8 protein-coding genes are annotated in these 7,816 nt (G+C 67.7%); 6 read left to right on the top strand and 2 right to left on the bottom strand.

The genetic code is table 11. The features are described 5' to 3' along the window. The first annotated feature begins 184 nt into the window (after positions 1-184). From ACFPZI_RS24940 to ACFPZI_RS24925, 4 genes are all read left to right on the top strand, one after another. A complete protein-coding gene (locus tag ACFPZI_RS24940; protein ID WP_381367025.1) occupies positions 185-364 on the top strand; it encodes a hypothetical protein in 180 nt (59 codons plus the stop codon). Positions 365-551: 187 nt separating this feature from the next. Next, a complete protein-coding gene (locus ACFPZI_RS24935; protein WP_381367178.1) occupies positions 552-989 on the top strand; it encodes a BlaI/MecI/CopY family transcriptional regulator in 438 nt (145 codons plus the stop codon). A 9-nt stretch (positions 990-998) separates the two neighbouring features. Beyond that, positions 999-1,532 carry an amino-acid N-acetyltransferase gene (locus ACFPZI_RS24930; RefSeq protein ID WP_381367022.1) on the top strand — a complete coding sequence of 178 codons (534 nt, stop codon included), beginning with the start codon at positions 999-1,001 and terminating at the stop codon, positions 1,530-1,532. Positions 1,533-1,816: 284 nt separating this feature from the next. Next, complete coding sequence (locus ACFPZI_RS24925) at positions 1,817-2,152, top strand: histone-like nucleoid-structuring protein Lsr2 (RefSeq protein WP_381367019.1); 336 nt, start codon at positions 1,817-1,819, stop codon at positions 2,150-2,152. On the opposite strand, the gene ACFPZI_RS24920 is transcribed toward ACFPZI_RS24925, so the two are convergent. Continuing rightward, positions 2,131-2,937, bottom strand: coding sequence for an SCO3374 family protein (locus tag ACFPZI_RS24920; protein ID WP_381367017.1), 807 nt, complete (start codon positions 2,935-2,937; stop codon positions 2,131-2,133). The genes ACFPZI_RS24925 and ACFPZI_RS24920 overlap by 22 nt on opposite strands. Positions 2,938-3,366: 429 nt before the next feature. Between ACFPZI_RS24920 and ACFPZI_RS24915 the strand changes: the two genes are divergently transcribed. Next, complete coding sequence (locus ACFPZI_RS24915; protein ID WP_381367014.1) at positions 3,367-5,892, top strand: ATP-dependent Clp protease ATP-binding subunit; 2,526 nt, start codon at positions 3,367-3,369, stop codon at positions 5,890-5,892. A 70-nt stretch (positions 5,893-5,962) separates the two neighbouring features. Here the strand turns inward: ACFPZI_RS24915 and ACFPZI_RS24910 are convergent, their stop codons facing one another. Next, positions 5,963-6,610, bottom strand: a complete 648-nt coding sequence (locus ACFPZI_RS24910; RefSeq protein WP_381367011.1) for an HAD family acid phosphatase — start codon at positions 6,608-6,610, stop codon at positions 5,963-5,965. Positions 6,611-7,055: 445 nt separating this feature from the next. On the opposite strand from ACFPZI_RS24910, the gene ACFPZI_RS24905 reads away from it, so the two are divergent. Then, complete coding sequence (locus tag ACFPZI_RS24905; protein ID WP_381367008.1) at positions 7,056-7,781, top strand: M23 family metallopeptidase; 726 nt, start codon at positions 7,056-7,058, stop codon at positions 7,779-7,781. Positions 7,782-7,816: the final 35 nt, after the last annotated feature.

Raw genomic sequence — 7,816 nt, 5'->3', positions numbered from 1 at the left:
CCCGTTCCCACCCCGGGCGAGGTCTTCCCTCGCCGCAAGCCCACCCCGCCCCCGCAGGGCCGGCGACTCGCCGCGGGCTGAAGCGCCGCCGCACGCCCACCGCGCCTGCCGCACGCCCACCGCGCCTGCCGTACACCCGCCCCCGCCCGGCCCTCCGCCGGGCCGCCCTGGCTACCCTGGACCCATGGACTACGTCTCCGCGCTCCTGCCCCCGGCCGTCATGGCCATCCTTTTCATCGGCGTGATCCGGGTGATCGTGAAGACCCAGGGCGGCGCCAACAAGGCCAAGGAGGACGCCGCCGTGGACGCGGCCCTCGCCCGCGCGGAGGTCACCCACCAGGCCACCGCCAAGACCGACGCCTGACCCGCCCGCCGTCCGGCCGGCCGCGGGCGGCACCGGAGAGGGGCCCGGCGTACGACTCGAGCGTGAGTCGTACGCCCTTTTTGTCAGCGATCGCTGATCTTCATGCACGCTCAGCACGCCGTGGGAGTGATTGCACACTATTGTCTGATATGTGCCTCGCCCCTTGGGAGAACTCGAAGACGCGGTCATGACGCGGGTGTGGAAGTGGAACCGCCCGGTGACCGTCAGGGAAGTTCTCGAAGACCTGCAGAAGGAACGGTCCATCGCGTACACCACGGTGATGACCGTTCTGGACAATCTCCATCAGAAGGGCTGGGTGCGCCGTCGGTCGGAAGGCCGGGCCTATCGATATGAGGCGGTCTCCACCCGCGCCGCGTACGCTGCCGCGCTGATGAACGAGGCATGGTCGCAGAGCGACAACGCCGCCGCCGCACTCGTCGCCTTCTTCGGCATGATGAGCGAGGAACAGCGTCAGGCCCTCACGGACGCCGTACGCGTTGCACAGCTTCCGGAAACCGGGGAACAACGCCGGCCGGCCGAACAAGCGGGATCGGCCGAACAGCCCCCGCCAGCGGAACCCTCTGTCGAGAACCCCGCCGCGGCCGAGGGCCCGCACGGGCGATAGCGTCCGCTCATGTCAGCAGACAGCCCGGATGCCACCGCAAAAGCCATCACCGTCCGGCGGGCCCGCACCAACGATGTCCCCGCCGTGCGCCACCTCCTTGACGCCTACGTCCGCAAGGGCATCCTGCTCGACAAAGCAACGGTGACCCTTTACGAGGCCATCCAGGAGTTCTGGATCGCGGAACGGGACGACAACGGGGAGGTCGTCGGCTGCGGCGCGCTGCACGTGATGTGGGAAGATCTCGCGGAAGTCCGTACTCTCGCTGTGAAGCCCGGACTGAAGGGCGCCGGTGTGGGGCATCGCTTGATGGAGAAGTTGCTGCAGACAGCCCGCTGGCTCGGTGTTCGCCGTGTTTTCTGTCTGACCTTCGAAGTCGAGTTCTTCGGCAACCACGGCTTCGTGGAGATCGGTGAGACGCCCGTCGACACCGATGTGTACGCCGAGCTGCTGCGTTCCTATGACGAGGGTGTCGCGGAGTTCCTGGGTCTCGAACGAGTGAAACCGAACACTCTGGGCAACAGCCGGATGCTTCTGCATCTGTGATCGTCGGTGTTCTGTACCCGACGCCTTGCGGCAGAGGTCTCGGTGTGCCACGGCAAGACATATTCCGTACTGCTTCCGTACCGCGGGCCTTGCCCGGTTCCCTATGTCCGAAACGCGCACGTTTCCGGGCTGTGTGCGGCAGTGGGTTCGTCCCCGGGGTTTGTGTTTTTCCGGCAAAAGCGGTTTGCTTTCCGACGTACTGCAGTAGTGCATATAACAGGGGACGGCGATACGGCGGAAGCCGGTACACCCAAGCCCTGACGTTATCGATGAAAGGAAATCCGGTGGCACAGAAGGTTCAGGTCCTTCTTGTCGACGACCTCGACGGCGGCGAGGCGGACGAGACCGTGACGTTCGCGTTGGACGGCAAGACATACGAGATCGATCTCACCACCGCCAATGCGGACAAGCTCCGTGGCCTTCTCGAGTCTTACGTGAAGGGCGGCCGTCGTACGGGAGGCCGTGCTTCGAGCGGGCGTGGAAAGGCGCGTGCCACTTCCGGCGGCAACCAGGACACCGCGGCGATCCGCGCCTGGGCGAAGCAGAACGGCCACGAGGTCAACGACCGCGGTCGTGTCCCCGCGGCCATTCGCGAGGCCTACGAGCAGGCCAACGGCTGACTGTCGGCCCGTCCCGCCTCGCGCACCCCGGCCGGCGGCCGGTCGCCGGCGCGCAGGAGCCGGATCCGGTGGCACTGCGTGGCCATCGTGTTCACCAGCCGTACGAGATCGGGGGCGTCCCCATGGCCCCCCGTCGCCGACAGTGTCGGCAGCGAGGCCTCGACCTCGCGCCCCGGCTCGGGGGGTCGCAGCCACACGGCGGCCCCCTGCGAACCGGCGCTTCCCGGGGAGAGCGGCCGGACGACACCGTGGCCGGCCGCCCCAGGGGGCGGCGGAGCGTCGATGAGACCGCCGGTGCCGATCGCGGCCAGATCGAGGGTCAGCGTGCCCCACTCCAGCCAGGCGAGCAGCCCCGGCAGTTCCTCCGCGCTGCCTACGGCCACCAGCAGCCGCATCCGGCCGCCCTGCAGGGCCACCGGAAACCTCCCGGCAGCGGGTCCGGCCCGCCGAGGGCCCTTTGAGTTCTCCGGAGGCCCCGGGCGCCCCGGGCGTTCCAGACGCCCCAGTGCCGCATGGCCCGCCTCGGCGGGGACATCCAGGACGTCGAAGCGCACCCCCACCGACAGGCGTACCGGAGAGCCGGGCACCGTGGGCCACCCTTGTTCGGTCTCGTACCAGTGCCGGATCGGATCACCCGGATCACCCGGATCGTCCGCCCCGGCCGGATCGAGCGGACCGAGGGGACCGAGGGGCCTGCGAGAGCCCGGGGCCCCGTCGGCCGTGCTGACGGAACGGTGCGCCGGGGCCGATGGGCCCGCGATGATGGAGGGGACGGTGCCGGCCATGCAAGCGCAACCGCCGGAAGGCCGTTCGGGTTACGTTGGGTATGCGTGCGTGTGCGCAGAGTGTCGAACAAGGGGGCGTGAGGGGGCCGGGGGAGGCGCGAGGTTGTTCGCCCGTAGCGGAGGGAACCCCTGTCCTCGGCATGGACTGTCGGTCGCAGCGGGTAAGACATCCCTAGTGGGAGGGGGCGACACGCAGGGCGGCACATCTCGCGTTCGCCATCGGCGTACTGGCGATAGGGGTAACTGCCTGGCCTGCGGGAACATCGTCTCGCACCATCGGGTTGGAGCAGATGTCGGCGTTCGGGGTCAGGAGGCCATCGACGGTGTCGGCAGTTGGAATGAGCGGTCCCCGCTTGCGGGACTAAGCTGCGGAAGGACAGGGAGGGGAAGTTCCCCCCACTGCCTGACCGCTCTGAGGAGCGATTAACGATGTTCGAGAGGTTCACCGACCGCGCGCGGCGGGTTGTCGTCCTGGCTCAGGAAGAAGCCCGGATGCTCAACCACAACTACATCGGCACCGAGCACATTCTCCTGGGCCTGATCCATGAGGGTGAGGGTGTCGCCGCCAAGGCCCTTGAGAGCCTCGGGATTTCGCTCGAGGCGGTCCGCCAGCAGGTGGAGGAGATCATTGGGCAGGGCCAGCAGGCCCCGTCGGGTCACATCCCCTTCACTCCCCGTGCCAAGAAGGTGCTCGAGCTGTCGCTCCGCGAGGCGCTGCAGCTGGGTCACAACTACATCGGCACGGAGCACATCCTGCTCGGCCTGATCCGTGAGGGCGAGGGCGTCGCCGCCCAGGTCCTGGTCAAGCTGGGCGCAGATCTGAACCGGGTGCGGCAGCAGGTCATCCAGCTGCTCTCCGGTTACCAGGGCAAGGAGACCGCCGCTGCCGGCGGTCCTGCCGAGGGCACCCCCTCCACGTCCCTGGTCCTCGACCAGTTCGGCCGGAACCTCACCCAGGCCGCTCGTGAGTCCAAGCTCGACCCGGTCATCGGGCGCGAGAAGGAGATCGAGCGGGTCATGCAGGTGCTGTCCCGCCGCACCAAGAACAACCCGGTGCTGATCGGTGAGCCCGGCGTCGGCAAGACCGCCGTCGTCGAGGGCCTCGCCCAGGCCATCGTCAAGGGCGAGGTGCCCGAGACCCTCAAGGACAAGCACCTCTACACCCTGGACCTCGGTGCCCTGGTCGCCGGCTCCCGCTACCGCGGTGACTTCGAGGAGCGCCTGAAGAAGGTGCTCAAGGAGATCCGCACCCGCGGCGACATCATCCTGTTCATCGACGAGCTGCACACGCTGGTCGGTGCGGGTGCCGCCGAGGGCGCCATCGACGCGGCCTCCATCCTGAAGCCGATGCTGGCCCGCGGTGAGCTGCAGACCATCGGCGCGACCACGCTGGACGAGTACCGCAAGCACCTGGAGAAGGACGCGGCCCTCGAGCGCCGCTTCCAGCCGATCCAGGTCGCCGAGCCGTCCCTGCCGCACACCATTGAGATTCTTAAGGGCCTGCGCGACCGGTACGAGGCGCACCACCGTGTCTCGATCACCGACGAGGCGCTGGTGCAGGCCGCCACCCTGGCCGACCGGTACATCTCGGACCGCTTCCTCCCGGACAAGGCGATCGACCTGATCGACGAGGCCGGCTCGAGGATGCGCATCCGCCGGATGACCGCGCCGCCGGACCTGCGCGAGTTCGACGAGAAGATCGCCGGTGTCCGCCGGGACAAGGAGTCCGCGATCGACTCGCAGGACTTCGAGAAGGCCGCCTCCCTGCGCGACAAGGAGAAGCAGCTCCTCGCTGCCAAGGCCAAGCGCGAGAAGGAGTGGAAGGCCGGCGACATGGACGTCGTCGCCGAGGTCGACGGCGACCTGATCGCCGAGGTCCTCGCCACGGCCACCGGCATCCCGGTCTTCAAGCTGACCGAGGAGGAGTCCTCGCGTCTGCTGCGCATGGAGGACGAGCTCCACAAGCGGGTCATCGGCCAGATCGACGCCGTCAAGGCGCTGTCCAAGGCCATCCGCCGTACGCGTGCCGGTCTGAAGGACCCGAAGCGCCCCGGTGGTTCGTTCATCTTCGCCGGTCCGTCCGGTGTCGGTAAGACCGAGCTGTCCAAGGCGCTCGCCGAGTTCCTCTTCGGTGACGAGGACGCGCTGATCTCCCTCGACATGTCGGAGTTCAGCGAGAAGCACACGGTCTCGCGTCTCTTCGGTTCGCCCCCCGGCTACGTGGGCTACGAGGAGGGCGGTCAGCTGACGGAGAAGGTGCGCCGCAAGCCGTTCTCGGTCGTTCTCTTCGACGAGGTCGAGAAGGCCCACCCGGACATCTTCAACTCGCTGCTGCAGATCCTGGAGGACGGTCGCCTGACCGACTCCCAGGGCCGGGTCGTGGACTTCAAGAACACGGTCATCATCATGACGACCAACCTCGGCACCCGGGACATCTCCAAGGGCTTCAACCTGGGCTTCGCCGCCGCCGGTGACACGAAGACCAACTACGAGCGCATGAAGAACAAGGTGTCGGACGAGCTCAAGCAGCACTTCCGTCCCGAGTTCCTCAACCGCGTCGACGACGTGGTTGTCTTCCCGCAGCTGACCCCGGACGACATCCTTGCGATCGTCGACCTGATGATCGAGAAGGTGGACGAGCGCCTGAAGGACCGGGACATGGGCCTCGAGCTCTCCCAGCCCGCCAAGGAGCTGCTGTCCAAGAGGGGCTACGACCCCGTTATGGGTGCCCGGCCGCTGCGCCGGACCATCCAGCGCGAGATCGAGGACTCGCTGTCGGAGAAGATTCTCTTCGGCGAGCTGCGCCCCGGCCACATCGTGGTCGTGGACATCGAGGGCGAGGGCGAGAGCGCGACCTTCACCTTCCGGGGTGAGGAGAAGTCGGCGCTGCCCGACGTCCCGCCGATCGAGCAGGCGGCCGGCGGAGCCGGTCCGAACCTCAGCAAGGACGCGTAAGCGTCACGGCAGTCGAAAGGGGCCGGCGCCCGGGAAGGGCGCCGGCCCCTTTCGGCTGTCCGGGGCCGGATCAGGAGAGCCGGCCGTCGTAGTCCGGCAGCTTGTAGGTCTTCTCGGCGTGGCCGCCCGACAGGTCGGTGGTGTTGTTGCCGATGTTGGCGATGATCGTGTAGCCCTTCGACTCGATGTCGACGCGCTGGGCCGTCTTGTACTCGGCCACGTTCCGGAACAGGTCGAGGAAACCGCGGACGTACAGCCCGGCGGACTCGTATCCGGCGTGGTCGAGGTTGTACGCGGTGAAGGCCCCGACGATGCCCGGCCGGGCGGTCACGAAGAACACCGCGACCCCCCGCTCCTGGGCGTACTGCGCGACCTCCAGGACCGGCTCGTTGGCCGGCGCCGGGAACGTGAACCCGAAGTCGGACTCCAGGGCGGTGTTGTCGATGTCGAGGACCATCGCCTGCTTCTCGCCCGGCCGCGGGTTCGCGATCCGCTGCGTCAGCTGCGGCAGTGCCTGGTCCATGACCGCCTGGCAGTCCCGCTGCCAGGTGTCGTAGTCGACGTCTGCGGTGGCCGTCGTGGCCGTCGTGGCCGTCGTGCCCGTCGTGGAGGTGCCGGTGGCGGTCGCTGCCTGGGCGGGGACGGCCAGGGCCACCAGTGCCGCGGTGGAGACGGCGGTGACCGATGCGCTGCGCAGCCAGGGGCGTCGGCTTCTCATGTGGTGGGGGGTCCTCTCGGGCTCGTAACGCTGCCGATGTGTCGTGTGCATGCTCGTCTTGGAGGGTGACGCGAGGTGAACCGTAGGGTTGCCGCGCGGTAGGTGGCCAGAGAGACGCACGCCACATTTATGGAATGCCTGAACCCGCCTCTTGGTGACATGCTGCACACCCGTTTTGTCCGTTACGAGCTGGAATAGTAGCGAAACGCTGAAGCGTGAAACGGATATCTGATGCAAAGCTCTGATCGATCAGCCCCAAATAGGGCTTTCGTCCGATATGGGGCTGATGTCAAGAGACGCCCGTCTCACTCCAGAAGTACGAACTTACGTCGTAGATCACCCTTTTTGGGGCTTTGTGGGTGAAGGGGTTACCAAGGGATGGTCACTGCGGCGCGGACCAGTTCGCCCGGTGGCTTTCCTCTGCCCCCTTCCCCGCGAGGTTTCGATGTCCCAGCGCGTCACGTCCCGTTCCTTCCTCACGTCCCACCTCCGCACCCGTGCGGCCGTTCTGGCCGCCGGCATGGGAGTCACGGCCGTCGTGGGAGCCGGGATAGCGGTCGCCGCCGACACCACGGCCGCCACCAGCTCCACCGCCAAGGCCGTGCAGGCCCAGGCGGACGCCCAGGCCACGGCTGCGAAGACCAAGGTCGCCGAGGTGCAGAAGGTCGCCGAGGTGCAGAAGGCCACCGAGGTGCAGAAGGTCGCTGAGGTGCAGAAGGCCGAGAAGCCGGCTCAGCCCGCCAAGAAGAAGGCGTCCTGGGTCGACCCGGTGAAGAACTACACGATCTCCGCGAGCTACGCCCAGGCCGGCGGCATGTGGCAGTCCGCCCACAGCGGGCAGGACTACGCGGTGCCGAGCGGCAGCGAGGTCATGGCCGCGCACGGCGGCACCGTCGTCAAGACGGGCGGCAACGGAGCCGGCGACGGCCCGGCCTACGGCAACGCCGTCGTCATCAACCACGGCAACGGGACGTACTCCCAGTACGCCCACCTCTCCCAGGTGAACGTGCAGCCCGGCCAGGTCGTCAAGACCGGCCAGAAGATCGCGCTGTCCGGCAACACCGGCAACTCCAGCGGTCCCCACCTGCACTTCGAGATCCGGACCAGCCCGAACTACGGTTCCGCGATCGACCCGGTCAAGTTCCTGCGCGGCAAGGGCGTGCAGTTCTGAGGACTCCGGTCCGGGGGAACATCCCGGTCCCGGGT

The organism is Streptomyces chlorus (assembly GCF_042655885.1).
GTDB lineage: Bacteria > Actinomycetota > Actinomycetes > Streptomycetales > Streptomycetaceae > Streptomyces > Streptomyces chlorus.
The sequence above is the reverse complement of the archived record's forward strand: the minus strand, read 5'-3'. Positions and strand labels throughout refer to the sequence as shown.